Here is a 956-nt window from a genome sequence, read left to right as displayed (position 1 = left end):
CTACGCCGGCGGCATGACGGTGCGGGATATCGCCTACCACCTGGAAACCACCGTCGGCACCCAGCTCTCCCACGACACCATCTCCAAGATCACCGACGAAGTGCTCGACGAAGTCGCCGCCTGGCAGGAACGCCCGCTCGAAGAGTTCTACCCGATCCTTTACTTGGATGCGCTGGTGGTCAAGGTCCGCGACGGCCACCAGGTGCGGAACAAGGCCGCGCATATGGCCATCGGCGTGACGGTGGAAGGCGTCAAGCACGTGCTGGGCCTGTGGGTCACGGAGAATGAAGGGGCGAAGTTCTGGGCGCAGGTCTGCGCGCAGCTGGCCAACCGCGGCGTGAAAGACGTCCTGATTGCCTGCTGCGACGGGCTGACTGGCTTCCCCGAGGCGATTGAGGCGACGTGGTCGCGGGCGACCGTGCAGACCTGCGTGGTGCACCTGATCCGCGCGGCGAACCGGTTCGTCTCCTATGGTGACCGCAAAGCGGTCAGTGCCCAGTTGAAGAGCATCTACACGGCTCCGAGCATCGAATCCGCCGCGAAGGCGTTGGATGATTTCGAAGCCAGCGCGCTGGGGCAGAAGTATCCGTCGGCGGTGGCCACGTGGCGCAACGCGTGGGAACGCTTTACCCCGTTCCTGGAGTTCGGCCCCGAGCTGCGCAAGGTCATCTACACGACCAATGCGATTGAGTCGATGAACTACCAGCTGCGCAAGGTCACCAAGTCCCGGGGCCATTTCCCCTCCGATGCGGCGGCGGTGAAGATGCTGTGGCTGGCGATCTGCAATATCGAGGACAAGCGGGCCCGGGAGCGGTTCAAGGATGCGCAGAAGAAGGGCCGCACCCCGCGGGCCGGCGCCGGGTCACATCTGGTGGAAGGCGCCGGGACGAACGGCTGGAAGCAGGCGTTGCAGCAGTTGGCGATGGCGTACCCGGAGCGGATTGAACCGTATTTGA

General features: G+C 64.4%; 1 protein-coding gene. It reads left to right on the top strand.

The window, feature by feature from the left end:
* Positions 1-956, top strand: a 956-nt coding sequence (locus tag IEY43_RS18010) for an IS256 family transposase (RefSeq protein ID WP_188950405.1), incomplete at both ends; no start/stop codon positions are given.

Source organism: Glutamicibacter protophormiae, from assembly GCF_014647495.1.
Lineage (GTDB): Bacteria > Actinomycetota > Actinomycetes > Actinomycetales > Micrococcaceae > Glutamicibacter > Glutamicibacter protophormiae.
The sequence above is the reverse complement of the archived record's forward strand: the minus strand, read 5'-3'. Positions and strand labels throughout refer to the sequence as shown.